The organism is Exiguobacterium sp. ERU653 (assembly GCF_018617775.1).
In the GTDB taxonomy this organism is placed as follows: Bacteria; Bacillota; Bacilli; order Exiguobacteriales; family Exiguobacteriaceae; genus Exiguobacterium; species Exiguobacterium marinum.
Genome location: NZ_JACSKV010000001.1, coordinates 1,083,436 through 1,110,218 on the forward strand (window position 1 = coordinate 1,083,436; position 26,783 = coordinate 1,110,218).

The window sequence follows — 26,783 nt, forward strand, 5'->3', positions numbered from 1 at the left end:
CTGCACCATCAATCGAATCGGTGAATGAACAGACCGCTCTTCAATTTCGGTTCGAACCAAGTCGATTTTGGAGGCATCTGTCCCCCGTCATCAGCCACACGCATCAGCTGAGACATCGTCGTTTCATGACACGTAAGGAGTAAGCGATCTGGTGACTTCACCAATTGCTCCAGCTCTGTTATCGATTGGTTCCCCCCAACGAAGTCGACTCTGGCATCAGTACGAATATCTGCGACGTTGAAATATGGAGTGAGGATATCACGCTGTAAGATTGCGACATCGAGAGCCGCATCCTCTTTTCGTTTCGTTATCCTGTAAAATTTCCCTCGATATGCAGCTCCAAATACTCCGTGTTCCTTTGGAAGGACAAGGCTATCCTCGGGCTTCACCTCGTAAGAAAATGACAGTCCTTCTAGCATATGCTCTACTTCTTCTGGGGCAATATGCGACAACAGTCGATGATAAGGCAAAATCATCAACTCATCGCTCGGAAACAGCACACCCAAGAAATGCGACCGCTCGTTTTTTTGCGCATCGTCTTTATTTATCCCCGCCACGACTGCCGCTGCTTTCGCACGATGATGTCCATCTGCAATATAGACGGACGGAATCGTCGCTCCAATCATCATGACTCGTGCAAGTTCGCGGTTCGGAATCATGAAGCCTTCGTGTTTTACACCACGCTCATCCGTAAATGAAAAGAGCGGGGGACCCTCTGTCGCACCATGTAAAATCTGTTTCAGGCTCGCGTGAGAGGGATGGCTGAGTAAAATTGGTCCAGTGTGTGCTTTTGTCGTCTGGACATGCTCGATTCGTTCCCGCTCCTTCGTCTCACGGGTATGTTCATGAATCTTGATTCGACCCGCTTCGTAGTCCATCACTGAAAACGTGGCGACCAACCCGGTCTGTTGATGCTGCTCTGATGTCAGCCGATACACATAAAATCCGTTTGGGTGATCTGTTAATTCGTGTTCATACAAGCGTTCTAACTCTTCTCGTGCAAGTTTTCCCCATTCATCAAGTGGAAGGTCTGACTGGAGTGCTTCCGGCTTATCGACAGCTAAAAATGAGTCACGGTTTTTTGAAAGGATTGCTTGTGCCTCTTCCACCGATACGACATCATACGGGTCTGCGGCGACATTTTCTGGATGTTTTGGCATGTATGGGCTGAACGGTTTAAATACGACCATAGTTTCCTCCTTAAAATTCTCGGACGCGAATGACGCCCTTGATTTCGTACAGTGCGTGAATCGATAACGGTTCATGTTCGAAGTTGTCTAAATCGATTAACGTATATGCCATTTCCCCACGGCTGCGATTGACCATATTATCAATATTCACTCCGTGTGATGCGAGCTCACCTGTGATTTGACCGACCATATTCGGGACATTCCGGTGTAAAATTCCAAGGCGACGTTTTCCAGTATACGGAAGTTCAACGTTCGGGAAATTGGCAGATGATCGAATGTTCCCTGTCTCAAGATACAATTTTAGCGTTTCGGCGGCTTGAATTGCACAGTTAACTTCTGATTCCCTTGTCGATGCGCCAAGATGAGGCAGTGCCATCACTTGCGGATGACCGATGAGCGCATGACGCGGGAAGTCGGTCACATACAATCCGACATGGTGATGAAACGCCTTTAGTAGATCATCATCTTTCACGAGCTCACCACGCGCAAAGTTTAAGACGGTCATGCCTGGTTTCATCCGTTCAAACCAACTTAAATCAATGCTGTACCGCGTCTCCTCTGTCAATGGCATATGAATCGATAACAAGTCGACCGCTCCGAGCACCTCACTCAAATGTTTGGCACGTGTTACATGTTTTGAGATATTCCAAGCGGCATCGACCGAGAGATGGGGATCGTATCCGATGACATCGACCCCAAGTTGGAGAAGATCGTTGGCAAGTGACGCACCGATAGCTCCGAGACCGATGATGCCTACTTTTTTCCCCCTCAACTCTGCTCCGAGGAACTGTCGCTTTTGTCGTTCCATCGCTTCCTCTAATTGAGATTGCGACTCTGATACTTGTTCGTTCACCCAAGTAAATCCCTTAAGAATGGGACGTACTGAGAGAACCATGCTAGCAAGGACGAGTTCCTTCACGGCATTCGCATTCGCTCCTGGTGTATGAAAAGCGACGATGCCTTGTTTTGCGAGTCGGTCGAGTGGAAGATTGTTCACACCTGCCCCGGCCCTTGCGATGGCAAGCAAGTGAGGTGGAATGGTTTCATCGTGTACATTATGACTTCTCAACACCCAGGCATCTGCTTGGTCTGATGCGTTGATGACATACTCACTCGACTCAAAACGCTTCAGACCGGCAGCAGCGATTTGGTTAAATGTTTTGATGTGATACATACGTCTCCTCCTCAAAAGCTTTCATGACTTCGACAAGGCGATCTACACCTTCGATTGGCATCGCGTTATATAAACTCGCGCGCAGTCCACCGACGGAACGGTGCCCACCCAGTTCATGCAATCCACGTTCCCGTGCAAATTGCTCGAAACGTCGATCACTTTCACTGTCACTTGTCGTGAACGGGACGTTCGTCAACGAACGACGCTTCCCCGACACAAGAGAAGAAAACAGATTCGATTGCTCAAGGAACGTATAGAGCGTCTCGCTTTTTTTACGGTTCAATCGTTCCATCGCTTCAACGCCTCCACAGTCCTCTATCCACTTCAACACACGTTCGGCCACATACATACTGAACGTCGACGGTGTATTAAATAACGTATCGACATGCGACGCATAATGAAGATAGCTTGGTAATTCAGCGGATTGAATCAAATCTCGACGTATAATAACGACCGTCAGTCCTGCAGGTCCGATATTCTTCTGGGCTCCGGCATATATGATGCCAAAACGTTCGACGTCGATCTGTTCGGCGAGAATATTGGATGACGCATCTGCGATGAGCGGGACGTTCGTTTCCGGAATGTCGGTGAACCGGGTTCCTTCAATCGTATTATTGAGTGTCACATGAAGATAATCCACCTCTTGAACCAGACTTTGGTCAAATGACATCTCACCCGTTTCGTCTATACGTGGATAGAGGAGATCGACCTGTCCGAAGAGTCGAGCATCTTTAATCGCTTTTTTAGACCAGATGCCTGTATCGACATAGGCAAATCGATTTCGCTTCCGCAAGTTCATCGGAATCATTGAAAACTGAAGGGTCGCCCCACCTTGAAGCCATAAGACCGCATAATTCTCAGGAATTTTCATGACTCTTCTGAGTCTCTCTTCAAGCGAGTCGACTATTTGTTGAAATGACTCGGAGCGATGACTCGTTTCAATAATCGAAATTCCTTCGTGCTCAAACGTCAGTAGATGTTGTTGCACCTCTTGCATCACTTCTTTTGGTAGCATGCCTGGGCCCGCGGAATATGTATACGTCGACACAGTGTTACCTCCTCTATAGACTGTCTAAGGGTGTAACCTTCCTTAAATGAAGTGCTATTTCCTGCCTAAAACAAAAAAACGCCCTGATCCGGAGATCAAGGCGACTGGCTATAATCATTCTTCGTCCATGGAAAGTACAGACATGAACGCTTCTTGTGGGACTTCGACCGACCCGACCATCTTCATGCGTTTCTTACCTTCTTTTTGCTTCTCGAGGAGTTTCCGCTTACGCGAGATATCTCCTCCGTAACATTTAGCCAAAACGTTTTTACGAAGGGCTTTAATCGTAGAACGGGCCACGATTTTTGTACCGACGGCAGCTTGAACCGGAACTTCGAACTGCATCCGCGGGATAAGTGCCTTGAGCTTCTCAACGATGACCTTCCCACGCTCATAAGCGAAGTCGCGGTGAACGATGAAGCTGAGGGCATCGACAACTTCGTTATTGAGCAAGATGTCCATCTTCACGAGACGCGATTGACGATAGCCAATCAATTCATAATCGAGAGACGCATAGCCTTTCGTGCTAGATTTCAACTGATCGAAGAAGTCATAAACGATTTCACTAAGTGGAATCTCATAAGTGATTTTAACACGTGTCGTATCGATGTATTGCATATCGATGAACGTCCCGCGTTTCTTCTGACAAAGCTCCATGATGGCACCAACATAGTCATTCGGTGTCATGACCGCTGCCTTGACGTATGGTTCTTCAATCGATTCAACTTTTTGTTGTTCCGGCATTTTTGATGGGTTATCGACATGGATGACTTCGCCTGAAGTCGTCGTCACGTGATAGATAACCGATGGTGCCGTCGTAATCAAGTCAATTCCAAATTCACGTTCAATCCGTTCCTGAATGATTTCCATGTGGAGCATTCCGAGGAACCCACAACGGAAACCGAATCCGAGCGCTTGTGACGTCTCAGGCTCAAACTCGAGGGCCGCATCGGAAAGTTGAAGCTTTTCGAGCGCCTCACGTAGGTCGTTGTAGTTGGCTGCATCAATCGGATACAATCCGCAGTACACCATCGGATTCATCTTACGGTAACCAGGAAGTTGTTCGGTTGACGGGTTCTTCGCCAATGTAATCGTATCTCCGACCCGAACATCCCCGACCGTTTTGATGGATGCAGAGAGCGTACCAACATCACCGACATTCAATTCTTTGACCGAGACCGGCTTAGGCGTCGACACACCGAGGTCAGTCACTTCGAACGTTTTCCCTGTCGCCATCATTTGAACTTTATCCCCTACTTTGACTGAGCCGTTGACGATTCGAATCGAAGCGACAACACCACGGTAGGCATCATAGTATGAGTCGAAGATCAATGCTTGTAACGGTTCTGACGGGTCACCCGTTGGAGGTGGGACAAGTTCGACGATTTGTTCAAGGATTTCTTCGATTCCGATTCCTGCTTTTGCAGAAGCCGGGACGGCATCACTCGCGTCAAGTCCGATAACATCTTCAATTTCTTGACGAACGCGCTCCACATCCGCTGATGGCAAGTCGATTTTATTGATGACCGGAATGATTTCAAGGTCGTTATCGAGTGCTAGGTAAACGTTCGCAAGTGTTTGTGCTTCAATACCTTGTGCAGCATCGACGACGAGAATCGCACCTTCACATGCCGCAAGCGAACGTGACACTTCATACGTGAAGTCGACGTGTCCTGGCGTGTCAATCAAATGAAGGATATACTCTTCTCCATCTTTTGCGGTATAGTTCAATTTGACGGCGTTCAGTTTAATCGTAATACCTCGCTCGCGCTCTAAATCCATTGCGTCGAGTGTCTGCTCTTTCATCTCACGAGCTGTGAGTGCACCAGTTTTCTCAAGAATACGGTCAGCGAGTGTCGACTTTCCATGATCGATGTGCGCGATGATGGAAAAGTTACGAATCTTCTTCTGACGATTCTCTAATTCTTGTTTGTTCATATATGGGTTCACCTATCCTTCTCATACATACCGTGTCATTATATCAAAATCCTAAAGTAATGTGTACGACCTACTACAACAATACCACAGATAGTTTTCAGAATAATCATCAAGTGGTTGCTTTTCATATAACCGTTTGCTACAATTGTGCTTGTTCTGTTGAATGATTACTTGAAGTAATAAGAACATACACTTTCTTGTTTCAGGAGGTGACAAACAATGGCAAACATCAAATCAGCAATCAAACGTGCAAAAACTTCTGAAAAGCGTCGTGTTGCAAACTCACATGAGAAAGCGGCAATGCGTACAGCAGTAAAACGTGTTGATGCTCTCGTACTCGAAGGAAACAAAGAAGCTGCTCAAGAAGCTTTCGTCCTCGCTACGAAGAAGCTCGACAAGGCTGCATCAAAAGGCCTTATCCACAAAAACAAAGCAGGTCGTGATAAATCACGCCTCGCAGCTCGTATCGCTGCTCTCTAATTAGAGACCACACGAAACAGCCGCCTCCTATCCGGAGCCGGCTGTTTTTTTGTACACCATGACGTAATGTGTACCGATTCCAGGGATGTCGAACGCCTCTCCGATTCGCACAAGACCGTTCCGCTCATAAAAACGAACGGCCACTTCACGGGCGTTACACCACCATGAGTCATCTAACTCTTCATGCAAAGCGTGTAAAAAACGAGAGCCAATGCCTTGCCCTGCCAGACACGGATCTGTCGCCATTCCGCGAAGCTGGAGCGGCACCGATTCGCCATCAATTTGTCTCGGTGACGTCATGACAGTCGCAACAGACTGTACATGCCCTTCGACCACCCAAGCAAAATGTCGAGTCGTCGAAGCTTCATCCCCTTCAAAATAACAAGCCTCAATCCCTTTACCTGGTCTGAGCACAACATGCCGAAGCGGAATCACATCCTCAATGGCTACTTGTTTGAATCCCATCTTCTCACCTCACAATAAAGCCAACTGACAAACAAGCGTATCGAACACGATTTGCTTGTCGCCGCGACCCGTCTTCATCGCTTCGTCCGCATCTGCGATCAAGGTCAAGGCTTGGGCGAGTTGCGCTTCAGAAAAGCCGCGGCTCGCTTGTGTCGCCAGTTTGATGGTGTACGGGTGAGCACCGATTTTTGATGCGATCTGTTTCTCTCCGTACCCCGCTTCCGTCAACTGCTTCGCCAAGTACATGTTTCGATATTGTCTTGCCAACAAGCCGAGAAGTCCAATCAACTCTTGCCCTTGCTTCTCTAAGTCACGTACTAACCGAAGTGCTGCATCGGCACGACGTTTGACGAGAAGCTCCGATAACTGAAACACGTTATCCTCTAGCGTTCTTGGCACCAAATCATTCACGATATCAATCGGAATCATGGCTCCTGGCCCTGCATACAATTGTAGCTTCTCTAATTCTCGGACTAATTTTCCCCAGTCATCCTGACATAAAAATAAAAGTCGCTCCATTGTCGCGCGCTCCATTTTTTGTTGTTCACGACTCAAAGCATCGTTCACGTATCGCATCAATTCAGCTTGGCTCGGCTTTTTCGCTTCTAATACGATGGCACGTTCTTTCAGACGCTTCACGATTTTCTTCCGTTCATCGAGTTTTTCCGACTCGATGATCAAGACAAGAACTGAGTAGGTCGCCGGTTGCACAACATATTCCGCCAGCCGATCAACATTTTGCTTTTGCTTCTCTTTCGTACCCGTCAAGAACTGGGCATTTTTCACGATAACCGTGCGATATTCACTAAAGAAAGGGACCGTCTCCGCTTCATCAAGTGCCGTATCGAGTGACGTCTCTTGAAGATCTAATTGCATGACATCAAATTGATCACCGGATGGGTTGGCTGCCTTCATGATTTCACGTTCCCACGTCTCTAACAAATATTTTTCGGTGCCATGGAGAACATAGACGCTCGCCAGTTTTCCATTATGTAACCACGGTTCATTCAAAACACACACCACTTTCACAATTTATTCTCATCTAAACATAGATTATCTTCCCATGATTCGCTATACTTATAAAGGAAGTATGATAAGGAGGGACCTAATATGCAAATTAACTCAGTTCGCCCACCGAGTGAAAACCCGTTTGAAAATGACGTTCAATGCAAACGTAACGACGCCATCGACTCTGCGATCGGCTTCATCGTCCCGTTTGGATTTTTCTTTACGATTTTCTTCATCGGTGTCATCATCAAATTCTTAAGCCTATAAGTTTTCAAACGATTGCCCCGGGGGAGCAATCGTTTTTTAGTGTATCACATTTAATCACATGCTACTCGATGATCCCCCGACACATCTTTTTTTCACAGACGATCATCCCATTTGTGTCAGTTCGTAATAAACGTCGCCCCGCAAGCCTTTGTAACGTCTCCTCATGTGGATGGCCATAGCGATTGTTTGCTCCGACGCTCGCGATTACCCATTCCGGATTGGTGCGTGCAAGCAACGCTTCGCCTGAAGACGTATTCGACCCATGATGCCCTAACTTAAATACATCGACGTCGAGTTTTGGTAGTGCTTCCTCTTCCTCAATCGGCAAATCACCTGTCAATAGATATTTCATGCCTCCTACGTTCATATAAAGGCTGATCGAATGACTGTTTTCGTCTTCATGTGGTTTATCCGGTGCAACAATCCACATCCAAGACATTGGTCGATCTCCTGCCTCGAGATAGCGGATGGACGATCCATAGTTTGCCGCTAACCGAAGAATCTCTTCACGTTTCTCTGCATTCACCACTTCTTTCGATAACCATATTTCCTTAACATGGACGAACTTTAATAACCCCTCTAAACCACCGATGTGATCATGGTCTGCATGGGTAAGCATGACGAAATCGAGTGACCGCTCTCCTCGCTTCCATATATAAGGAGCTACAACGTCTGCCCCTGGGTCATATACCGTTCGCTTTTGCTCATTCGGGTCTTGGAATACTCCACCGACATCAATTACACCGATTGTTTCCCCTGATTCTACAACAATCGCATCGCCTTGACCGACATCTAAAAATGTCACCCGTGGAGACTCTGACCAGTCGGACCATCCAGCGACTAATCCACACGTCATAATCGCCACTATCCATCCAATGCATCGTTTTTGTTCGATGATAATGAAGCTTATCCATATCCCAACCCATAAAACGACTTGGTACGGGAATGTGAGTTCGTGCAACGGCGTCCACAGTCGACCAGCATTGTGGATTGAGAAAATCCCGTTTATCGCATCCAAAACACTCATGAACAAAGGGGCGGTCTTCGGAACCAACCAGCTGACGAGAGCCAGAGGTATCATTACCCATGATATACAAAAAGCCATCACGATATTTAATAACGGTGCAACGATAGATAAAATCGGTTGAACTTGCCAGAGGACCAATAAACCAAACAACTGCGCGAATACAGACAATTCCAACAACCCAGTCCAGATTTTTCTCGTGACTAATAAGAAAAAAGTCATGCCTACCGTTAATTGAAACCCTAAGTTTGAGAGAAGGTGTGGTTGAAAGGCAAGCATGGCGGTCGCGCACCAACTTAGCAGGCGGATTGGGTCCCTTACCGATACACCAAATAAAGAAAGGATTAGCAACACATCTGCCACGAGGACAGCTCTTGCGACCGGTGGTGAGAAGCCTGTCAGCCATCCGAACGCCGTAATCGTCAATAGAGTCAACATCGTCTTCGTCTCTCGTCGAATCGGGATTGGTCGAAACATTGTTTGAAGGGCAACAATCAGCAGGGCAATGTGTGAACCTGAAATGACGAGAAGATGCAGGAGACCCGTCACTCGATATGAAAAAGAGGTTTGTTCATCAAGCATCCGACTCTCACCGAACAATAAGGCCTCTATGTATAGCGCGACATCACCGCGATATTGTTGTTCAATCTGTTGGAGACGTCTTTCTTTCCACCTCAGCATCCAACCGTCCATCCCTGCTGTCGGACGGCACTCGTCGATTCGCTTGATCTTTCCTTTAAAGGATAAGTTCGCGCTTGCCGCCAATTTCTGTTCGTCAAATCCTCCGATGTTCCGTAGCGGCTGAAACGGTTCGTGTTCAATTTCTACGAGACAAGTCTCACCAGGTCTACCAATAGAGAGATCTCTCCCCCGCAACACACCTTGATGAGTTGCCACGTTCCCATATAATCGGGTCGTTTTCCCGTTCTCTTTACGACTTTCAATCGAAAACACCACTTTGTCTGTCGGTGTCCATTCCGCTGTATCGGCGTGCAACCATGCAATCAGGACGAAGAGAATAACACCGAGTTTCGCGTACAGATGTTGTCCGCCTCGTGACGCAACGTATAACACACCGGAGACGATTGTGACGATGTAGACTCCTTCAGTCAATCCGATCACCATCAATACCGCAAATAGTGGAAATAACGGCATCTCATGGTACCAATAAGTAAGGTTTCATACTTTCTAATGTCTTCTCTCCAAATCCTTTCACATTACCTAAGTCCTCGTATGATTTAAATGGACCATTCTCTTTCAGGTGGTTCAGAATCGCGTCTGCTTTAGCAGGACCAATTCCAGGGACCGACATTAACTCGTCTTTCGTGGCACTATTCACGTGTACCCCATTTGGTTCCAGCTCTGTGCTTGGTACCTCTTGCGCAACAGGGGCATCCCCTTTTTTCGGTACGATGATTTTCACCCCGTCCACGAGTAGTTGCGCCAAGTTTAACTGTTCCGGGTCAGCTTCATCTGTTAATACTGCCAATGAGAGAACATCCCCGACTCTTGCGCCTTCTGGCACGGTATAGACGTTCGGAGACTCGACCGCGCCTGTGACATAGACGACGATTTCTAATCGCTCTACTGTCTCAGACGGAACCACTTCTTCTGATTCTACAACGAATTCATCGACGACACGTTCTTCTGATTCTTTATTATAAAATAAATAACCAACACCTAAAAACAGGACGACGACAACACCGATGATGACCTGCTTCCACTTTTCCAAGACGATTCTCCCCCTGTTTCGACTATTGAATCTAGTATGCCGAATCCAGAGTGACTACACTTTTCCCGTTCTCGATATTAATCTATTCTCAACAAAGTCGTTTGACTGCCTGCTATGTACCCGACCTTCATACAATCTGAAAGATAATCATCCATTTTCTTACTACAATAAATTAAGGACCCGAAACATTCGAGACAACAAAAAACCGAAAACCAATGAGTGGTCTTCGGTCCTTCTGCATACGGATGATTATTCTTCTTCGAAATGCTGAACCTGGTCAGCGAGTGCTGCTGCTTGTCCTTCTAACTCTTGCATTAACGTAAAGATTTGATCGAAGCTCGCTTGTTGCTCTTTCATCGAGGCTGCCACTTCTTCGTTACCAGCCGCCAATTCTTCCGTCACGCCAGATACTTCTTCGACACGACGTAAGACATTGTTTACTTCGTTACTTGATGTGAGCATCTCTTGTTCAATCGTACGGACAAATGAAGCGACATGATCTGTACGTTCATGGATGCGATTGAACGCTTCTTTCGTCAATCCAAACGCTTCGAGTTGCGCTTCCTGCTCACGCTTCGACTCATTCACCGTCTCTGTCAAACGAACAACTTCTTGTTGGATTGTCTCAACGACATGGAAAATCGAACGGGTCGCCTTATTACTCTCTTCCGCCAACTTCTTCACTTCACTTGCTACAACAGCAAACCCTCGTCCCGCTTCACCTGCACGGGCCGCTTCAATTGCCGCGTTGAGGGCAAGTAAGTTCGTCTGAGCCGCGACATCTTCGACAAGCTTCGCCATCGCTTCAATCTCTGCTGTTTGTCTTGCAAAGTGATCCATACGCGTGACAAGCACTTCATTTCGTTCACTTGAACGGTCTAAGATCTGTTCTTGATCGGTTAATGTATCAATCCCCGTCGCTACTTCACGTGTCATTTCTGACGTTTCTTCAGTCGTCTGTTTCGTTTGATTCAAACTCGTCTCAAACGAAGTCGCCATCGTGTGAACTGAACTGAGCGTTTCCTGCAATTCATTGGCGATGGATTGCGCACCGTGTGCCATTTCATCAACCGCGTTTGTAATGTTCGAGGTCGTACTGACGACCGCTTCATTTTCAGAAGCTGCTGTTTCTGTCATGCCATTCACTTTCATAGACGTGACACGAATGGAGCCGATTACCGTTTGAAGTGACGCCGTCATATCGCGCATCGCACGCTCTAGACGTCCAATTTCATCATTGCGAGTAGACTCAGGCAACGTGACGAGACGTCCCGCTGCGATGGCTTCCGCCACTTTCACGTTACGCTTGAGCGGTCGAGTGATCGAACGAGCAAAGAAGAAGTTATAAATCCCGAGCGTTAAGATGACAAGGATTGTCAGGAGAACAGAAATCAACAATAGACGTTCAGTCTCATCTGCTGCTTCAACTTGAAGTGCTTCATAAAATGAACCGTTCTTCGCAATCAACGTATTCACATCATTTAATAAGCCTTCCAATTTTGCTGCCTGAATTCGGGCAGCGATGCCCCCTTCAAGGGCAGATTCCACATCTTCGTTCGCTTTCTCATACTTCATGGTTGCACGGTCTAAATGATTCGAAAATGCCGGAATCAAGTAAGATTGTTTCAAGTCTTCAAACGTCTCCGCGTTCGTCACACGGATGCGTTCAAGTTGTGTAAGTGTAGATTGATTCGATTGCTCTCCGAGTGACGTCCAGAGCGACTGTTCCTGTAAGAGCGACGTCTCTAGCTGGGACAATTCAATCATTTGACTTCCATACTGTTCATTGTAAGTCTGTAAACGGTTCAAGGTCGACAAGACATAAGTCATCATAAGTACGATCAAGACGACAGTGAACACGGTTGAAAAGATAAATCGTTTACGCAAACTCATTACAGTGTCCCCTCCTTCAACTGACGTTCTACCGATTCATACTCGGATGCTTCTTTCTCATCCCACTGAATGCGGCGAAGTGGGGCTAATCCGACGCCGCCTTCTTCAATCCCAAGAATGATATGGTCATTAAATGGTTTTTCGGTAACACGACCAGCGATTTCTACAATCGCCAAATCGACTTGCTTTAACATCGAAGTGACGACCGCATCGGGGGCAATCATGGATTGGTCACTATCGACCCCGATTGCTTTAACCCCATATTTTTCAGCTGTCTCGAGTACGCCAACACCTGTCAACCCGGCCGCAGCATAGAGCACGTCTGCTCCTTCTTCAATCTGTTTCTCGGCAAGTTCACGACCGAGTTCTGGTGAAGCAAAATCATTTGAGAAATCAACGAGTATCTCAACGTCCTCGTTCACAGATTTCGCCCCACGTTCAAATCCTGCTTCAAATTTCTGAATGAGTTCAATATCCATCCCACCGATAAAACCAATTGTCTCAGACTCTGTCTCAAGACCAGCAACTGCGCCGGCAAGCGTACTGCCTTCACCTTCTTCAAATGTGATGTTCAAGACGTTCGGAAGTGCTGACACGCCATCGATGAGAGCAAATTGTTGATTCGGATGCTCTGCCGCTACCGTTTCTAGCTCTTCCTGACAAGCAAAGCCAAGACCGACGATCACATCATGTCCTTCTTTTACCAGCTCTTCGAACCCGACTTGATACGTCTCTGTCTCTGATAATTCACGATAATCAACGAACCAACCGCCCGTTTCACGTAACTCGCCCATACCACGCATCGCAGCATCACTGAATGATTGGTCCCCGAGACCCACATCAGATAAGACGACACCCATCGACTGACGTTCCTCTACAGTGGCATTCGGGTCGTCAATTACCGACTGACAGCCGGATAACCAGAGTGCACTCGCCATGATCGTACTAAACATTATGTTTTTCTTCATGTATTCCATTCTCCCTCTCTATTGGTCTGACAACTCTTATATCGACCGAGAGGGCTTTGTTCTCCATGCTTTTTTTTAAAAGTTGTGGGAATAAAAATGAGCCATAGACATTGTCCATGACTCATGTTGTTTATTCTTTTGATGCAGCGACTGTTGAATCGACTAACCCTTGCTCAGATACTGGTGTCTTCGCAACGTTCCCTTTTCCGGCAAAGTTTTCGAGCAAGTCTTTCATATCGATGCCCGATGATGCTTTTAATGTTTGTTGTAGCGATGCCATAAGATCGGTAGCATATCCTGTCACTTTCCCAGCACCACCATTCTGACCACCGCCTGTATCGACGACTGTGATTTGATCGATGTTACCAAGTGGCGCAGCAATCTCCTTCGCATAGTCAGGAAGCATCTTGACGACCATATCGAGGATTGCAGCTTGTCCGTATTGAGAGAAGGCTTCGGCAATTTTCTCTTTCGCTTCCGCTTCAGCAAGACCGGTCAAGCGAATAATTTCAGCTTCCGCTTCACCTTTCGCACGTTCCGAATCGGCTTCAGCAAGACCGGCCAACCGAACACGTTCAGCGTCCGCTTTCGCTTGGGCTTCAATGCGATATTTTTCTGCATCGGCGCCTGCGATTTGACGCGCTTTATCCGCAGCTGCTGATTGTTCGATCGAGTAACGGTCCGCATCGGCTTTTTTCTTCACTTCTGAATCGTATTGCTTCTCACGACGCATAATTTCCTTCTCTTCGAGCTCGATTTGTTTTTGACGCTCGATGATTTGAACTTGCATCTGTTGTTCAGTAACTTCTTGTTTCGCACGTGCTTCTTCAAGCTCATACGCCTGGTCGGCCCTAGCTTTGGCGACGTCTTGTTCACGACGGTAAGCCGCAATCCGGAGCTGGTTTTCTTTTTCTGCCTCAGCAATTTCAGACGCGCGCTCGAGCTCTGCCTTCTTCGCATCTTTCATGGCTTCCGCCTGTTTGATACGCGTCTCTTTGTCCGCTTCCGCTGTCGCGATATCGGCATCACGCTTTACTTGTGCAATACGAGGCTTTCCGAGTGATTCTAAATAACCGTTCTTATCTCGAACATCTTTGATGGTAAACGATACGATGATCAATCCCATCTTCGCCAAATCTTGTGATGCAACGCGTTGCACTTCTTGAGAGAACTTGTCACGATTTTTATAAATCTCTTCGACCGTCATTGACCCTAAAATCGAACGTAAATGTCCTTCAAGTACTTCTCGCGCTTCGTTCTCACGTTCAATTTTAGGTTTACCGAGGAACTGTTCAGCCGCTGTCGCAATTTCACTGATTGAACCGCCGATTTTAATGATGGCTGTCCCATCCGCCATGACCGGTACACCTTGTTCTGTGTATACTTCAGGTGTCGTGACTTCTAATTTGCTCGAGAGCAAGCTGAGTGGTTCTGCTTGTTGGAATACGGGAAGGACGAAAGTACCGCCACCGCGAATAATTTTGACACGATTTCCGGATGCGTCACTATGTACATTTTTTTTGCCTAAATAACTACCTGTTACAATCAAAGCTTCATCAGGTCCGACTGTGCGATATTTCAATACGAATACAAACACGAGTGCGAGGATGATGACCCCGACGATGATGCTGACTAAAATAGCCGTATTCATGTGTTATTTCTCCTCTCGAATCGTAGGTTCGTCATATATCATGACGATTGCAATATTGCCTTTCACTTCAATGATGACTACTCGATGATCAGTCGAAATCGTTGTCCCGTCCATACTTTGGGCTGTCTTCAAAAGAGATCCAGTCACCGTCTCAATCATGACTTCGCCGTATCCCCCTTCAGGAATAGGGACAGTCAGTCGACCGACTCGTCCAATTAATGCCTCATCCGTCAAACCGATTGATTCTTCAGCATTTGATAGTGGTAACAGGACAAACAAGTAAAGCAGCGTTGTCAATGCGAAAGATCCAACTAACGCGACAGCGAGTCCAATCATCGGAGAGACATGCGCCAAAGCATTTAAAATAAGTCCGATTCCTGCTCCAAGCGCCAAGAAAGATAAGATAACCGCAGGGTTAAACCATCCCTCAAACATATCGAACGCATCGGAGAACAACATGTAAATAAAGGTTCCAAAACCAGCGATGATCAACACCCACCAATACAGTTGATCGATTGCTTCCATTACCACTCCTCCTGTCGACGTCTTCGTTCCATCATCAACACACGCCGAAGTTGTTCGACTTCTAGTGCGAGCTTATCTTCAATCGCATCCCACTCTGAAAGCGGTGACGTGGATAAGTCGTTCGCTTCCCGAGCCCGACCGATGGACCGTTCAATACGTCGTCGATTGTAAAGGTCGACAAGTTCTTGACGTTCAAGTCGCATCATGTTTAAAAAATATTCAACTTCTTTTTGAACTTGAATAACTTGTTCCGTCACGTCCTCAGAAGAATCTTGCATCAGTAGCCGACGCACTCTCACTTGATGAGCCACTAATTTAGCAATCCTCGCCTCGAGTTCGAGAATGTGCTTGTATAATTCCTCTACCTCATCTTGATGCGTGTCATCGCGCCACCACACGTCCACCTCACCTCACTTTTCTCTAATCACTTTCATATACGATAAAACTTCATCTTCGGTTTCAAAAAAACATAAAAAAATGTAAAATGAATTTGCCAGGAAGAAAGGAAGTGCTCATTTTGGGCAACCAAGTCATTAAACTATCAACCGCATCACAAGAAAAATTAAAAAATCTGTATCATAAGTATGCTGTCACGCCACCACCATATGCGACATTCAGTGCAAAGACACCCGGATTTGTTGTGACGATTTACCAGTCGGGTAAAGTGATGTTCCAAGGAAAAGATGCTGAGACCGAGGCAGTCAAATGGGGAACGCCAGCCGAGAAGAAAAAAGCATCCGCACCAAACACGATATTGCCTGAAGGATTTTCAGATTGGTCAGTCATCGGAAGCGATGAAGTCGGAAAAGGAGATTATTTCGGACCGCTCGTGGTCGTGTCAGCATTTGTCTCACGCAATCAAATCGCTCTCGTGAAAGAACTCGGTGTCAAAGACTCGAAACAGTTATCTGACCTGGAAATTGTCCGCATCGCTAGAGATTTGCACGCCACGATTCCTTATCAGAAAGCTACGCTTCATAATTCAACCTACAACAAGATGCAACGGACAATGACGCAAGGGAAGATAACCGCAATTGCCCATAATGCTGCGCTTCATACATTGATTGAAAAACTCGAACAAAAACCTGATGCCATTTTAATCGACCAGTTTGCTGAAAAACCGGTTTACTATCAACACCTGCGATCAGAACACGATGTCGTTCGCGATGATGTTTACTTTTCAACGAAAGCTGAAGGTCTTCACGTATCGGTCGCAGCCGCTTCGATTTTAGCTCGTGCATTCTTCTTAAAAGAGATGGACAAGTTAAGTAAACAAGTCGGTGTCACTCTCCCAAAAGGAGCAGGCGCCAAAGTCGATCAAGTGGCCGCAAAAATCATCCATCATCATGGTCAAGACTATTTACAAAAGATTGCCAAAGTCCATTTTGCAAATACAAAAAAAGCAATCAACTTGAACGAACGTCGCTTGTAGAGGTACAGCATCAAATATGATATACTCATTTTACGGTTAAATGAACTTAAAATTTTTGGAGGATAGCGTTCATGTTGCATTATAAAACCTATACGATTAGTGATGACCATCCTTGGGTCATCTTCATACACGGCGCCGGTGGAAGTTTGTCACATTGGTATCGTCAACTTCGCCCATTCCGTAAAAAATATAATGTGTTACTCGTCGATTTGCGTGGTCATGGTGGTTCTTATGATGAGGAACAATCGCTTAATCAACCCTTGAACGCCTATACATTTGATGTCGTTGCAAAAGACGTAATCGAAGTCATGGACCACTTAGATATCGAGAAAGGTCACATGGTCGGTCTCTCTTTAGGGACGATTGTGATTCAAGCGATGTTCGAACATTATCCGGATCGCATCGCATCAGTCATCCTCGGAGGAGCGATCGTCAAATTCAATGTCCGCTCCACGATGCTCATCCGTCTCGGCAGTCTTGTCCAAAATTTCGTCCCTTATATGTGGTTATACAAGTTATTTGCGTGGATTTTACTTCCTAAAAAACGTCATAAAAAATCACGGATGATGTTCGTTCGCGACGCAGCGAACTTGTGTCAGCGTGAATTTATCCGTTGGTTCAAGATGACGGAAAATATCAACCCATTATTGAATCAGTTCACATCGATACAAACGAACGTACCGATTCTGTATATAATGGGGGACGAGGATTATATGTTCCTCGAAGCTGTCGAACGAACGGCAAAACATCAGCCTACGGCAAATGTTGAGATTGTCACAGATTCTGGACATGTCGTAAACGTAGATCAGCCCGATCAATTCAATACATTGTCGATGAACTTTATCGATGATCAGATTCAAGCACTCTCGTTAAAAATGAGCTAATATGGACGAAGTTCGGTAACCTCGCACTCGAAATCCAATAAAATAAGGAGCGTTGTCACATGTGGACAACGCTCCTTATTTTTTATGCTCGTAGTTCAGCCCCGTGCTCAGCACGTACTGCCTCAACGATCGTTTCATATGTTGCCGTTACTTCTTCGTCTTGTAACGTTCTTGACGGGTCTTGGAACTTGAGTGAGAAGGCAATCGACTTCTCATCCTCTCCAACATTCTCACCTGTATAAACGTCAAACAAGACGAGGTCAATCAAGAGTGGCCCAGCCGCTTGGCGGATCGTTTGTTCCACTGTCCCAGCCGGAATCGCACGTGGTAAGACGAGTGCCAAGTCTCGTGAAATCGATGGATACCGTGGTACGTCTTGATAAAGAAGCGTTTCGTCCCCGCGAAGTGCTAACAGGTCGAGTTCGAATACATACACTTCTTTCATACCGTAGACGTCTTTCGAAGTTCCTGGATGTACTTGTCCAACATATCCGATGACCTCTCCGTTCATCAAGATGTTCGCCGTACGGCCTGGGTGCATATCGGGCATCGCTACGGCCTCATACGTGACATCAAGGCGAAGCGTTTGGACTAACGTATCGACAATCCCTTTTGCGACGAAATAGTCAACCGGGACCCGTGTTCCTTGCGAACGATGGTCCATCCAAAGACCTGTGACAACGCCAGCCACTCTTTCTTTTTCACGCGGTAACGTATCGCCATGCTCCGTGTAGACTCGTCCCGTCTCGTACAGTGCGACGTTCGATTGTTGACGCGCCGTGTTATAACGTGCCGTCTCCAACAACCCTGGAACGAGCGACGTACGAAGGACAGAGCGCTCTTCACTCATCGGCATCGCCAGACGAACAAGCTGACTGGCTTCTCCTCCGAAGCGTGTCGCATGTGCCTCACTCGTTAACGAGTAAGTGATGGCTTGTGATAAGCCGACACCTTGCAACAAGCGACGTGTCTGTCTGCGCAATCCGTTGATTGCTGGCAAGTAGCCTTTCGATTGAGAGGCAGGTAACGTCGACGGGAGACTATCATATCCGTATAGACGCGCCACTTCTTCTGTAATGTCAGCCGGAAGTTCTAAGTCCGGACGACGTGAAGGAATGTGAACCGTCAACACGTCATCCCCTTCTGTCGTGAGACCGAGACGCTCCAGGATTTGAACAATCGTCTGACGATCGAGTGACATTCCTAAGCGCTTATTGATATAGTCAATCGACACTTCGATTTGGCGGGCACGTGATTCTGCTTCACCCGAACGTACCGCATCTTGAATGGTCCCTCCACTGAGTTCCACAATCAATTGCGCAGCGCGGTCAAGCGCGAGCATGACACGTTCTGGGTCTATCCCTTTTTCGAAGCGAGCACTTGAATCTGAACGAAGACCGAGCGTACGGCTTGTCTTACGAACGGATGCCGGATCAAAGTATGCTGACTCTAGGACGATATCTGTCGTTTTGGCATCCACTTCTGTGTTGGCACCACCCATGACGCCTGCGATTGCGACCGGGGCTTGCCCGTCCGTGATGACCATCATCGATGAATCAAGCGTGCGTGTCACGTCGTCAAGTGTGATTATCTCTTCTCCATTTTCAGCTTGACGGACCACAATCGAGTTGCCGAGTTTTTTCGCATCGAATGCGTGAAGCGGCTGCCCGATTTCAAGCATCACATAGTTCGTCACATCGACAATGTTGTTGATTGGACGGACACCTTCTGCAATCAAGATGTTTTTTAGCCATTGTGGCGATTCTGAAATCGTTACTCCTTTCACTTCACGAGCTGCATAGTAAGGACAGTTCGGTGTAGCGAGTTCGATGGACACATCAGATGGTGATGACGATGTGACATCTGCTGTCGGCAACGTGTATGGACGTTCCAAGATGGCCGCAACCTCATGAATGATTCCATAAAGGCTCAAGCAATCTGAACGGTTCGGAGTCAAACCGAGTTCGATGACCTCATCGTTCAAGTCTAGTAAATCGAGTACATCCGCACCGACTTGTACAGATTCACGGAATGTATGAATCCCGTCCTGCTCGTCTTCCCGAATTTGTTTCTTCTCGAATCCAAGCTCCTCGAGTGAACAAATCATCCCTTGTGATTCGACACCACGAAGTTTGGCTTTTTTTATTTTAAGTCCTGGTAAGCGCGCGCCAATTTTGGCCACGATCACATGTTGCTCTTCGCGTACGTTCGGTGCACCGCAGACGATTTGAACAGGGTCACATTCCCCGATGTCTACTTTCGTCACATTTAATTTATCTGCTTCTGGATGTTTCTCACATGAAAGGACACGACCGACGACGATACCAGAAAGTCCCTCTCCGCGATTCGTCACACTTTCGACTTCAATCCCGTTCTTCGTGATCAAGTCACCGAGCGCTTCTCCGCTTAAATCGGATACATCAATATATTGATTCAACCATTTTTTTGAAAGTAACATCTGTCTTCCTCCTTAGAATTGCTCGATAAAACGTAAGTCATTTGTGTAGAAATGGCGGATGTCATCGACACCGTGTTTGAGCATCGCCATACGCTCAACCCCGATTCCGAATGCGAATCCTGACACAATTGATGAGTCATAGCCGGCCATCTCTAGTACATGTGGGTGGACCATCCCGCCTCCAAGAATTTCAATCCATCCGGTTCCTTTACAGACGTTACAGCCTTTCCCACCACATTTGAAGCAAGAGATATCCACTTCGACCGATGGTTCCGTGAACGGGAAGAAGCTCGGACGGAGACGAATCTCGCGCGCTTCACCGAATAACTGCTTCACGAATACTTCAAGCGTCCCTTTTAAATCTGCCATCGAGATGGATTCATCGACAACGAGTCCTTCGATTTGCATGAACTGATGCGAATGCGTCGCATCGTCCTCATCACGACGATACACTTTGCCTGGGCAAATGATACGAATTGGCTTCCCGTTCGCCTCTAACATCGTCCGAGCCTGCACAGGTGACGTATGGGTACGGAGCAACGTCTCCTCCGTGATGTAGAACGAGTCTTGCATGTCTCGTGCCGGGTGGTCTTTTGGTAAATTGAGCATTTCAAAATTGTAAAGATCTGTCTCGACTTCAGGACCTTCTGCGATTGTATACCCGAGTCCAACGAACAAGTCTTCCATTTCGTCGATGATTTGTTGTAAGAGATGACTTTGTCCAGGAGTCGATGTACGCCCTGGAAGTGTTACGTCAAGCGTTTCCGCTTTTAGTTTCTCTTCGAGTTCAATCGCCTTCACTTCTTCAATTCGAGCATCTAGTGTGCTTTGAATCGCTGTACGAACTGTATTGGCCAACTCACCGATGACAGGACGTTCCTCAGCAGATAACTTGCCCATACCACGAAGTACCTCAGTCATCGGTCCTTTTTTACCTAAATACTTGATACGGACATCATTTAATGATTTTTGTGTGGATGCCTGTTTGATTTCTTCTAACGCTTCCACCTGTAACTGTTCTAATTGTTCTTTCATGTGTTTGCTTCCTCCTCTACATAAAAAAGTCCCTTCAGTCGTTGACTGAAGGGACGAATCATCGCGGTACCACCCTACTTGGCCAATTCATGGCCCACTTGAACAGCATCGATATCGTGATGCCAAACCGGTGTTGTCTCCAACACGACTCCAGAGTGAATTCAGCGACGAATCCGGCAAAGGCTCTCAGTCACGGCCATTGCTCCCTGAACGGAATCGGTCATTCGCTTACTATGTTCTTTCAACGTCATATCCTATTCATCGATGTGTTTAACCTATCACGTTTTTCACGCGCTGACAAGATTATTGTAACGCGATGCGATACATTAAAATACCGGCAGCGACCGCTGCATTGAGCGATTCTGCGTCACCGAGCACCGGAATATGCACACGGGTGTCACAGAGTGACAACACATCATTGTGCACACCTTGCGCCTCGTTCCCGATGACTAGGGCCACCTTGTCTTCGAATGCAACTTGTTCATACGATGTCGCTTTTGAGAGGGCTGTCCCATATACGTGGAATCCATCCTCTTTCAGCTCGGGCAATTTTTCAAGCAAGTCGACCGAGGTCACGTTCACGTGAAACAAGGACCCTTGTGTGGCGCGTACAACTTTAGCGTTGAACGGATCGACCGTCCCTTTCCCGAGTAACACCGTATCGAACCCGGCAGCATCTGCCGTCCGAATCATCGTACCGAGATTACCCGGGTCTTGTACTCGGTCTAATACGAGTACTTTCTTCATCTTCCGTTCAACCGGTGTCATCTTGACAACGGCAAACACACCTTGTGTCTTCTCCGTTTCTGAAAGAAGGTCGGCGACGTGATCGGATAACTCGAGAACCGGCATATCTTCTAGTCGCCACGTTCCTTTTGGTGCATACGACTCAGCCATGATGAGTTGAACGAGTCGACCGGCACGAATGGCCTCATCTACTAAATGTTCTCCTTCTACAAGGAATTGACCCGTTTCTTGACGACCCTTTTTTGTCATGAGTCGTTTTAATCGCTTAATCGTCTCGCTCTTCGTAGACGTAATCTTCGTCATATTATCCCTCTTTCAACCATTGGACCGTCTCGTGGTCTAAACGTTTCGTCAATGCGACGACGAGTTGTACGGCTGCCTCGTAATCATCTTGATGGATGATTGACACGTTCGTGTGTAAATAGCGGACCGGCACTGTCAATGCGATGGCTGGCATCCCGATTCCAGAAAGGTGGAATCGCCCAGCATCCGTTCCGCCACCTGGCGTTAAGTCCAATTGATACTTAATGTCTTGCTCTTTGGCCACGTCAACGATGAGATCGACAAGGCGTGGGTTCGTTATAGTAGTCGCATCAAAGAAGATGACTTGAACCCCGTCACCAAGTTTTGATAAGCCTTCTGCTTGCGTCATTCCTGGCGTATCACTTGGAATGCCCGTATCGACTGCGATTGCTACATCTGGTTGAATCAAGTTAGCCGCCGTTACGGCTCCACGTAATCCGACTTCTTCTTGTACGGTTGCCCCTGTATAGACGACACCTGGGAACGATTCTTCTTTCAACCGTTTCGCAGCTTCAATCGCAATCGCGCATCCAATGCGGTTATCCCATGCTTTTGCCATCAAGAAGTTTTCATTTTTCATGACTGTGAATTCACAATGTGGAACGACTGTGTCACCCGGACGAATTCCCCATTCAGCTACTTCGTCTTTAGACGTTGCTCCGATGTCTAAGAACATATCTTTGATTTCAACCGGCTTTTTACGTGCTTCAGGCGGAAGCACATGCGGTGGTTTCGCACCGATCACTCCTGGAATTTTTTCACCAGCACGTGTCACGACATTCATTCGCTGTGCTAAGAGAACTTGGTTCCACCAGCCACCGAGCGCCTGGAAACGAAGGAAACCGCCTTCTTCCACACGCGTCACCATAAAGCCGACTTCATCCATATGACCCGCAATCATGACACGCGGACCTTCAGCGTCTCCTGTCACTTGTCCAAACAGACTGCCGAGCCCATCCTGTTCAAACGACTCGACATGCGGCTCGAGGTATTCACGCATCAATTGACGAACTTCCCCCTCATTTCCCGGGACTCCCGTCGCATCCGTCAAACGCTTTAACATATGTAACGATTCATTCATACCCATCCGCTCCTTTATATTAATATCCTTGATTTTGTCGCTCATGGTTTACTTCGTTTTTATTCATGTACGCCATTAATATGAGTTGCTCATTAAAACCGAGTGTATAACCAAGTTCAAGATAAGCTGCCATCAGCGTCTCGTACATGGCTTCTGTTTTCGAAAGACCAAAGTTCGTCACTTTTCGATAAATATCTAAAAAAGCATCAGTCGCATCAAGATATGAGCTTCCTGCAGGAAAGACGTCTCGTTCATATCCGAGCGCAAGTCCAAGTGATAATAAGAAATGAATACCGTCCACATATTCTTCTAAGATCACATCTTGAGGCGACGGTCCTTTCTTCGACCAAAACTTAAAGCTACGTGTTTCGTTAGCCAGTTCACCGAGCTCGACAAGCAGCGCCACTAACCGTTCATCGAATTGATTACCGGTTAATCCATGTTGTTCTTTGATCCGCTCGTCTAATTCGCGCTGTCGATCAAACAATGTTGTCCAGTTCACCGGATGTTCCTCCCCTATTTCAACTTATAGCAGTACTAAAATCATTAAAGACCAGCCCACCGCTAAAATCAATACTTGTAATTGGAGCAATTTTGGGGCATGAACAGTCTTTTTGCGAGTCAAATGAAGACCGAACAAGGCACCAATGGCTCCTCCCGCATAAGCGTATAGTACGTTGAAATCGCCATTGCCGTGCGTATACCGTTTGGCTTGGATATAGGTGTATATGTTCAAGACGATGAGCGCAATTGCAACGATTGCCACAATCGATTGATTCATAAACGTTCCTCCTTCTCTTCATTCTAAAAAATTTTTAAGAAAAAAGAAAGCGCCGAGAGAGTGTCTCGGCGCTGTCGATTGAACGATTACGCGTTCAATTTTGATTTAGCTGTTTCAGCGAGTGACGCGAATGCCTGTGCATCTGTCACAGCAAGCTCAGCAAGCATCTTACGGTTGATGTCGATTCCTGCAAGCTTGAGGCCGTGCATCATACGGCTGTATGAGAGACCGTTTGTACGTGCTGCCGCATTGATACGTGTGATCCAAAGACGACGGAAATCACGTTTCTTTTGACGACGGTCACGGTAAGCGTACATGAGTGATTTCATGACCTGTTGTTTTGCTACTTTAAATAGAATGTGTTTCGAACCAAAGTATCCTTTGGCAAGTTTAATTTGCTTTTTACGACGTTGACGAGTCGTATAACCGCCTTTTACGCGTGGCATATGGATTCCCTCCTAAATTGTTTCTGTATTACTTCGCGATCATGTTGCGAATGCGTTTGAAGTCTCCAGCTGATACGATAGCGCCTTTACGGAGCTTACGTTTCGCTTTAGTCGATTTGTTCGCGAACAAGTGACTAGTGTAAGCGTGTGAACGCTTGAGTTTACCTGATGCTGTACGTTTGAAACGTTTTGAAGCACCGCGGTGCGATTTCATTTTCGGCATGAGTATTTCCTCCCCACTGAGAATCGATGATTAATCTTCTTTGTTCGGAGCCAGCACTAAGAACATGCTGCGTCCTTCCATCTTCGGCTTTTGTTCAACTGTTGCCAAATCGGCACATTCCACTGCCATTTTGTCCAAAACACGTTTCCCGATTTCCGAGTGTGTGATGGCACGTCCGCGGAAACGAATCGAAGCCTTCACTTTATTTCCTTTTTCAAGGAACTTGCGTGCGTTACGCAATTTTGTTTGGAAATCGTTGTCCTCGATTGTTGGACTGAGACGTACTTCTTTCATTTGGATAACTTTTTGGTTTTTACGCGCTTCTTTCTCCTTTTTCTGGAGTTCGAAACGGTACTTCCCGTAATCCATAATTTTAGCGACCGGTGGATTTGCTTTATCCGCGACTAAGACCAAGTCTAGTTCCGCTTCTTCAGCTAAACGTAACGCATCGTTACGTGATTGTACACCGAGTTGTGCACCGTCTGCGCCAATGAGACGTACTTCACGGGCACGAATGTTTTCGTTGATAAAGAGCTCTTTGCTAATGGTTAGCACCTCCATCGTGCAATTGCACGAGATTTAGATTGACAAGACAACATGGCAATAAAAAAAGCGTCGGCAGTTTCCCACCCACACATCAGTTGAGGTCATAAAACGGCACACGACGCCGAATGAACCAAGAACTTGATGGACCTGCCTGATGACTCTCAGACGAGGTGAAAAGCGGGTGCTTCTACTTTGTTGTTTTTAATCACTATGTCATCTTAGCACTAGCAGGAAAAGATGTCAAGATGTCGCGCATGAATAATTGGTAGCTCACACTTTTATGATGATACCAGTCATTCTCTCGTTTCGCAATACCTTTTCAAAGGGAATAATCAAATATCAAAGGAGGGATTTACATGAATTGGCGAAAAGACGTCTCGCGAGAACATGACTATCACGAGCAAGTTCAGCAGATTGTCAGTAAAACAATGCAAGCACACGGCTTAGAGGACGAAAAATTGCAAGCTGTATTAACGGACTTATTAGAAGAAATGAATCGTATCACATTGAAAATCGTCGATGATCACGAGTCGGCACAAAATTATATTCATAAACGGTGGTATTAAAAAAGGGCAACGCCCTTTTTTTAATACCCTTTAGTTCGTGAGCGATTTGAAGAAGTTACTGATTGCCTCAAACAAACGAGCAAAGAATCCTTTTACTTCTTCTTGCTCGAGGAAAGCCTGAACGTCTTGTCCCGCATCTTTCAATCCATTACTGATTGATGACCAATCTAAATTTGCTTGTTGCATATTCTCGAACAGGGTTGTCAATTGATCGAGCTGCCCTTCAGATAGCTGAACGTTATTTTGATTCAATACTTGAATGACGATGTCACGAATCTCAACATTGGTCTCCGGCATTTGGTTCGCGATTTCAGCCTTAATGTCATTCATGAGACCGGCCACATCCTCTTGACCGACCGTCTTACCGATTTCAGACGTGACCGCAAGTTCTTCTTGCGCGAGCTCTTTTCGTTCATCAGACAATTTGATCCCCGTTTCGGCCGCAGTTTGGTCATACGCCTTCATGATTCCTGTCAATGCGGACGTACCCGTCACGTTAATTGGCGACGTGATATAGATATCCGCATCCGTTACACCAGCTGTGACAAGGGCGTTCGCATACATATCTTTCGTGACCCACGTCACATTCTCCGTTTGAATATCGAGGCCGGTCCCATCTGTCAATTTGATTCGGGCCGAAGAATACATGCCGCCCCCACGTTGCGCCTGTGGGACGGAGTCTCCTAAATATTTCTCTTCATCCGCGGCAGTCGCGATAATCGGTTCGATTCCTTCTGGTGCTTCCATGCGCTCAAGTACCCATTTCTCTTGTTCTGAAGATAAAGATTCACCAAGCGTCACAATCGTGTCGTTGACGATCGCTTCCGCCCCGACTTTCGGAAGCGCACCCGTAAAGACGATGGTCCCGATGGTAAGTGCCAATACCGGCTTCATATAATTCATCAATTATCACTCCTT

General features: G+C 46.7%; 28 protein-coding genes. 5 read left to right on the forward strand and 23 right to left on the reverse strand.

The window, feature by feature from the left end; translation table 11 throughout:
• Positions 1-8: 8 nt before the first annotated feature.
• The 4 genes from KNO95_RS05620 to lepA form a co-directional block, all read right to left on the reverse strand.
• Complete coding sequence (locus KNO95_RS05620; RefSeq protein WP_214701812.1) at positions 9-1,190, reverse strand: DUF1015 domain-containing protein; 1,182 nt, start codon at positions 1,188-1,190, stop codon at positions 9-11.
• Positions 1,191-1,200: 10 nt separating this feature from the next.
• Positions 1,201-2,364: a phosphoglycerate dehydrogenase gene (locus KNO95_RS05625; RefSeq protein ID WP_214878450.1), complete on the reverse strand. Its 1,164-nt coding sequence runs from the start codon at positions 2,362-2,364 to the stop codon at positions 1,201-1,203.
• Complete coding sequence (serC, locus tag KNO95_RS05630) at positions 2,342-3,379, reverse strand: 3-phosphoserine/phosphohydroxythreonine transaminase (RefSeq protein ID WP_051546015.1); 1,038 nt, start codon at positions 3,377-3,379, stop codon at positions 2,342-2,344. Before serC ends, KNO95_RS05625 begins: the two co-directional genes overlap by 23 nt.
• Before the next feature lie 147 nt (positions 3,380-3,526).
• Complete coding sequence (gene lepA / locus KNO95_RS05635; protein ID WP_214701810.1) at positions 3,527-5,350, reverse strand: translation elongation factor 4; 1,824 nt, start codon at positions 5,348-5,350, stop codon at positions 3,527-3,529.
• Between the two features lie 219 nt (positions 5,351-5,569).
• On the opposite strand from lepA, the gene rpsT reads away from it, so the two are divergent.
• A complete protein-coding gene (gene rpsT, locus KNO95_RS05640) occupies positions 5,570-5,830 on the forward strand; it encodes a 30S ribosomal protein S20 (RefSeq protein WP_026825643.1) in 261 nt (86 codons plus the stop codon).
• Between the two features lie 27 nt (positions 5,831-5,857).
• Here rpsT and KNO95_RS05645 read toward each other — a convergent pair whose 3' ends face one another.
• Both KNO95_RS05645 and holA read right to left on the reverse strand, forming a co-directional pair.
• Complete coding sequence (locus KNO95_RS05645) at positions 5,858-6,295, reverse strand: GNAT family N-acetyltransferase (protein ID WP_026825642.1); 438 nt, start codon at positions 6,293-6,295, stop codon at positions 5,858-5,860.
• 9 nt (positions 6,296-6,304) lie between these two features.
• On the reverse strand, positions 6,305-7,315 hold the full coding sequence (holA, locus tag KNO95_RS05650) for a DNA polymerase III subunit delta (RefSeq protein ID WP_353047583.1): 1,011 nt from the start codon (positions 7,313-7,315) through the stop codon (positions 6,305-6,307).
• Positions 7,316-7,405: 90 nt separating this feature from the next.
• On the opposite strand from holA, the gene KNO95_RS05655 reads away from it, so the two are divergent.
• Positions 7,406-7,570: a YqzM family protein gene (locus KNO95_RS05655; RefSeq protein ID WP_012726678.1), complete on the forward strand. Its 165-nt coding sequence runs from the start codon at positions 7,406-7,408 to the stop codon at positions 7,568-7,570.
• Positions 7,571-7,631: 61 nt separating this feature from the next.
• Here KNO95_RS05655 and KNO95_RS05660 read toward each other — a convergent pair whose 3' ends face one another.
• The 7 genes from KNO95_RS05660 to KNO95_RS05690 all read right to left on the reverse strand — a co-directional run bounded on the left by KNO95_RS05660 (position 7,632) and on the right by KNO95_RS05690 (position 15,761).
• A complete protein-coding gene (locus KNO95_RS05660) occupies positions 7,632-9,749 on the reverse strand; it encodes a DNA internalization-related competence protein ComEC/Rec2 (protein WP_214701806.1) in 2,118 nt (705 codons plus the stop codon).
• A gap of 1 nt (position 9,750) precedes the next feature.
• Positions 9,751-10,326, reverse strand: a complete 576-nt coding sequence (locus KNO95_RS05665) for a helix-hairpin-helix domain-containing protein (RefSeq protein ID WP_214699093.1) — start codon at positions 10,324-10,326, stop codon at positions 9,751-9,753.
• A gap of 249 nt (positions 10,327-10,575) precedes the next feature.
• Positions 10,576-12,219 (reverse strand): methyl-accepting chemotaxis protein, encoded by a 1,644-nt coding sequence (locus KNO95_RS05670; protein ID WP_214701804.1) that lies wholly within the window; start codon positions 12,217-12,219, stop codon positions 10,576-10,578.
• Complete coding sequence (locus KNO95_RS05675; RefSeq protein ID WP_214699096.1) at positions 12,219-13,187, reverse strand: BMP family lipoprotein; 969 nt, start codon at positions 13,185-13,187, stop codon at positions 12,219-12,221. The genes KNO95_RS05670 and KNO95_RS05675 overlap by 1 nt, the downstream gene beginning before the upstream one ends.
• Positions 13,188-13,317: 130 nt before the next feature.
• A complete protein-coding gene (locus tag KNO95_RS05680; RefSeq protein WP_026825636.1) occupies positions 13,318-14,838 on the reverse strand; it encodes a flotillin lipid rafts scaffold protein FloT in 1,521 nt (506 codons plus the stop codon).
• 3 nt (positions 14,839-14,841) lie between these two features.
• Positions 14,842-15,363, reverse strand: coding sequence for an NfeD family protein (locus tag KNO95_RS05685; RefSeq protein ID WP_026825635.1), 522 nt, complete (start codon positions 15,361-15,363; stop codon positions 14,842-14,844).
• Positions 15,363-15,761: a hypothetical protein gene (locus KNO95_RS05690; RefSeq protein WP_026825634.1), complete on the reverse strand. Its 399-nt coding sequence runs from the start codon at positions 15,759-15,761 to the stop codon at positions 15,363-15,365. The genes KNO95_RS05685 and KNO95_RS05690 overlap by 1 nt, the downstream gene beginning before the upstream one ends.
• 119 nt (positions 15,762-15,880) lie before the next feature.
• Here KNO95_RS05690 and rnhC point away from each other — a divergent pair, with 119 nt between their 5' ends.
• Positions 15,881-16,795 (forward strand): ribonuclease HIII, encoded by a 915-nt coding sequence (gene rnhC / locus KNO95_RS05695; protein WP_251129261.1) that lies wholly within the window; start codon positions 15,881-15,883, stop codon positions 16,793-16,795.
• Between the two features lie 71 nt (positions 16,796-16,866).
• The gene (locus KNO95_RS05700) at positions 16,867-17,679 is read left to right on the forward strand and encodes an alpha/beta fold hydrolase (RefSeq protein ID WP_026825632.1); all 813 of its coding nucleotides are present in this window, start codon (positions 16,867-16,869) and stop codon (positions 17,677-17,679) included.
• A gap of 82 nt (positions 17,680-17,761) precedes the next feature.
• Here the strand turns inward: KNO95_RS05700 and pheT are convergent, their stop codons facing one another.
• From pheT to infC, 9 genes are all read right to left on the reverse strand, one after another.
• The gene (pheT, locus tag KNO95_RS05705; RefSeq protein WP_214878455.1) at positions 17,762-20,137 is read right to left on the reverse strand and encodes a phenylalanine--tRNA ligase subunit beta; all 2,376 of its coding nucleotides are present in this window, start codon (positions 20,135-20,137) and stop codon (positions 17,762-17,764) included.
• 12 nt (positions 20,138-20,149) lie between these two features.
• Positions 20,150-21,172, reverse strand: a complete 1,023-nt coding sequence (gene pheS, locus KNO95_RS05710) for a phenylalanine--tRNA ligase subunit alpha (protein WP_026825630.1) — start codon at positions 21,170-21,172, stop codon at positions 20,150-20,152.
• A 303-nt stretch (positions 21,173-21,475) separates the two neighbouring features.
• The gene (locus KNO95_RS05715; RefSeq protein WP_026825629.1) at positions 21,476-22,222 is read right to left on the reverse strand and encodes a TrmH family RNA methyltransferase; all 747 of its coding nucleotides are present in this window, start codon (positions 22,220-22,222) and stop codon (positions 21,476-21,478) included.
• Position 22,223: 1 nt separating this feature from the next.
• Complete coding sequence (locus KNO95_RS05720; RefSeq protein WP_214878457.1) at positions 22,224-23,303, reverse strand: M42 family metallopeptidase; 1,080 nt, start codon at positions 23,301-23,303, stop codon at positions 22,224-22,226.
• 19 nt (positions 23,304-23,322) lie between these two features.
• Positions 23,323-23,805: a dUTP diphosphatase gene (locus tag KNO95_RS05725; RefSeq protein ID WP_214701796.1), complete on the reverse strand. Its 483-nt coding sequence runs from the start codon at positions 23,803-23,805 to the stop codon at positions 23,323-23,325.
• 24 nt (positions 23,806-23,829) lie between these two features.
• Positions 23,830-24,084: a hypothetical protein gene (locus KNO95_RS05730; protein WP_214699119.1), complete on the reverse strand. Its 255-nt coding sequence runs from the start codon at positions 24,082-24,084 to the stop codon at positions 23,830-23,832.
• An 86-nt stretch (positions 24,085-24,170) separates the two neighbouring features.
• On the reverse strand, positions 24,171-24,530 hold the full coding sequence (gene rplT, locus KNO95_RS05735) for a 50S ribosomal protein L20 (RefSeq protein WP_012726696.1): 360 nt from the start codon (positions 24,528-24,530) through the stop codon (positions 24,171-24,173).
• A gap of 28 nt (positions 24,531-24,558) precedes the next feature.
• A complete protein-coding gene (gene rpmI / locus KNO95_RS05740; protein WP_012726697.1) occupies positions 24,559-24,753 on the reverse strand; it encodes a 50S ribosomal protein L35 in 195 nt (64 codons plus the stop codon).
• 30 nt (positions 24,754-24,783) lie between these two features.
• A complete protein-coding gene (infC, locus tag KNO95_RS05745; RefSeq protein WP_034770961.1) occupies positions 24,784-25,314 on the reverse strand; it encodes a translation initiation factor IF-3 in 531 nt (176 codons plus the stop codon).
• Positions 25,315-25,655: 341 nt separating this feature from the next.
• Between infC and KNO95_RS05750 the strand changes: the two genes are divergently transcribed.
• The gene (locus KNO95_RS05750; protein ID WP_026825624.1) at positions 25,656-25,865 is read left to right on the forward strand and encodes a hypothetical protein; all 210 of its coding nucleotides are present in this window, start codon (positions 25,656-25,658) and stop codon (positions 25,863-25,865) included.
• A gap of 30 nt (positions 25,866-25,895) precedes the next feature.
• Here KNO95_RS05750 and KNO95_RS05755 read toward each other — a convergent pair whose 3' ends face one another.
• Positions 25,896-26,768, reverse strand: a complete 873-nt coding sequence (locus tag KNO95_RS05755; RefSeq protein ID WP_214699121.1) for a DUF1002 domain-containing protein — start codon at positions 26,766-26,768, stop codon at positions 25,896-25,898.
• Positions 26,769-26,783 lie beyond the last annotated feature (15 nt).

Coding starts and splice junctions, on each gene's coding strand:
- KNO95_RS05620 (WP_214701812.1), bottom strand. CDS start 1,190: ATGGTCGTATTTAAACCGTTCAGCCCATACATGCCAAAACATCCAGAA.
- KNO95_RS05625 (WP_214878450.1), bottom strand. CDS start 2,364: ATGTATCACATCAAAACATTTAACCAAATCGCTGCTGCCGGTCTGAAG.
- serC (WP_051546015.1), bottom strand. CDS start 3,379: ATGCTACCAAAAGAAGTGATGCAAGAGGTGCAACAACATCTACTGACG.
- lepA (WP_214701810.1), bottom strand. CDS start 5,350: ATGAACAAACAAGAATTAGAGAATCGTCAGAAGAAGATTCGTAACTTT.
- rpsT (WP_026825643.1), top strand. CDS start 5,570: ATGGCAAACATCAAATCAGCAATCAAACGTGCAAAAACTTCTGAAAAG.
- KNO95_RS05645 (WP_026825642.1), bottom strand. CDS start 6,295: ATGGGATTCAAACAAGTAGCCATTGAGGATGTGATTCCGCTTCGGCAT.
- KNO95_RS05655 (WP_012726678.1), top strand. CDS start 7,406: ATGCAAATTAACTCAGTTCGCCCACCGAGTGAAAACCCGTTTGAAAAT.
- KNO95_RS05660 (WP_214701806.1), bottom strand. CDS start 9,749: ATGCCGTTATTTCCACTATTTGCGGTATTGATGGTGATCGGATTGACT.
- KNO95_RS05670 (WP_214701804.1), bottom strand. CDS start 12,219: ATGAGTTTGCGTAAACGATTTATCTTTTCAACCGTGTTCACTGTCGTC.
- KNO95_RS05675 (WP_214699096.1), bottom strand. CDS start 13,187: ATGAAGAAAAACATAATGTTTAGTACGATCATGGCGAGTGCACTCTGG.
- KNO95_RS05680 (WP_026825636.1), bottom strand. CDS start 14,838: ATGAATACGGCTATTTTAGTCAGCATCATCGTCGGGGTCATCATCCTC.
- KNO95_RS05685 (WP_026825635.1), bottom strand. CDS start 15,363: ATGGAAGCAATCGATCAACTGTATTGGTGGGTGTTGATCATCGCTGGT.
- KNO95_RS05700 (WP_026825632.1), top strand. CDS start 16,867: ATGTTGCATTATAAAACCTATACGATTAGTGATGACCATCCTTGGGTC.
- pheT (WP_214878455.1), bottom strand. CDS start 20,137: ATGTTACTTTCAAAAAAATGGTTGAATCAATATATTGATGTATCCGAT.
- pheS (WP_026825630.1), bottom strand. CDS start 21,172: ATGAAAGAACAATTAGAACAGTTACAGGTGGAAGCGTTAGAAGAAATC.
- KNO95_RS05715 (WP_026825629.1), bottom strand. CDS start 22,222: ATGACGAAGATTACGTCTACGAAGAGCGAGACGATTAAGCGATTAAAA.
- KNO95_RS05720 (WP_214878457.1), bottom strand. CDS start 23,303: ATGAATGAATCGTTACATATGTTAAAGCGTTTGACGGATGCGACGGGA.
- KNO95_RS05730 (WP_214699119.1), bottom strand. CDS start 24,084: ATGAATCAATCGATTGTGGCAATCGTTGCAATTGCGCTCATCGTCTTG.
- rplT (WP_012726696.1), bottom strand. CDS start 24,530: ATGCCACGCGTAAAAGGCGGTTATACGACTCGTCAACGTCGTAAAAAG.
- rpmI (WP_012726697.1), bottom strand. CDS start 24,753: ATGCCGAAAATGAAATCGCACCGCGGTGCTTCAAAACGTTTCAAACGT.
- infC (WP_034770961.1), bottom strand. CDS start 25,314: ATGGAGGTGCTAACCATTAGCAAAGAGCTCTTTATCAACGAAAACATT.
- KNO95_RS05750 (WP_026825624.1), top strand. CDS start 25,656: ATGAATTGGCGAAAAGACGTCTCGCGAGAACATGACTATCACGAGCAA.
- KNO95_RS05755 (WP_214699121.1), bottom strand. CDS start 26,768: ATGAATTATATGAAGCCGGTATTGGCACTTACCATCGGGACCATCGTC.